Genomic DNA, 1,242 nt, shown 5'->3' on the forward strand with positions numbered 1-1,242 from the left:
TCAAAAACCTTGCATTATCCTTCTTGTAGTACATCGCTTGGTACAAAAAACAAGGGCAACAAAGCCTAAAACGACCGACTCCTGACGACCGGCTACTGACTCCTACCCCCAGGAAAAACTTTTTCAGCAGACCCTAATTAAGCGACTACTAACTGTTTTAAGGTTAGCGATTAGTTTAATCCATGATTGTAATTAGTTGATATACTAGGCAGTAAGTGTTACAATTTAACTATACATCACATCACGAAACTAACGACAGTGATAACGCTTACCTACCAGTACAAACTAAAGGTAAACAAGAAACAGGAACGAGAGATTGTCCACATTCTTGATGTTTGTAAGAGCGTTTATAATTACGCGCTCTCGGAACGGAAAGATTGGTTAAACTCTCGAAAGTGTCTTGCGGATCGCTGTTCGCTAGTTTCTGAGTACATAATTCCTGCGGATCAACCCTATCCAAATTACTTCGTTCAAGCTAAAAATCTAACGGAAGCTAAAAAAGTTTACCCGATATTAAAGACGGTTAACGCTCAAGTCTTACAGCAAGTTTTAAAAACTGTAGATAAAGCGTTTGACCACATGAAATCGAAAGGCTTCGGCTTTCCTAGATTTAAGAAAAAGATGCGAAGTTTTGTTTTCCCCGCGCTCTCGAAAAATTTTCTAGGTGACGAATACTTAAATTTTCCACAATTGGGAAAAATTCGGATTAGGAAATCTAGGGAGTACCCGTCTGGGTTTGAGCCTAAACAAGCTCGAATTATCCAAAAAGCGTCGGGATTTTACGTTTTGGTTTCTTTCCAATCTACGGAATTAGTTCCCGATATGACAGTAGGGAAGACCTGTTTAGGAATTGACGCGGGAATTGAGAGTTTTGTCGCTACTTCACGGGGAGATTTAATCAAAGCCCCTCGATTTTTGTTGAAAGTACAGAGTAAGCTTAAATTGCTACAAAGACGCTTGAAACATCAAGTCAAAGGCTCGAACAATTGGTTAAAACTCCAAGAGAAGATAGCAAGATTACACGAGAAAGTGTCTAATACTCGTAGAGATTGGCATTTTAAGTTAGCTCATTACCTTTGCGATCTCGCTGATAATATCTTTGTTGAAGATATTAACTTCGTTTCCTGGTCTAGAGGGATCGTTAGAAAACAATCTCTGGATTCAGGTATCGGTAGTTTTATTAACGAGATATTACCGTTTGTCGCTTGGAAACGGGGAAAATATTATCTTAAGGTTGATAAA

The 1,242-nt window shown here is 38.8% G+C and carries 1 protein-coding gene; it reads left to right on the plus strand.

Annotation, left to right across the window (positions count from 1 at the left end):
* Positions 1–258: 258 nt before the first annotated feature.
* Positions 259–1,242 (plus strand): RNA-guided endonuclease InsQ/TnpB family protein (locus O9332_RS00005; RefSeq protein WP_288023185.1); only part of this gene is annotated, 984 nt, incomplete at its 3' end.

It is taken from the genome of Microcystis sp. LE19-10.1B, from assembly GCF_027530565.1.
Lineage (GTDB): Bacteria > Cyanobacteriota > Cyanobacteriia > Cyanobacteriales > Microcystaceae > Microcystis > Microcystis aeruginosa.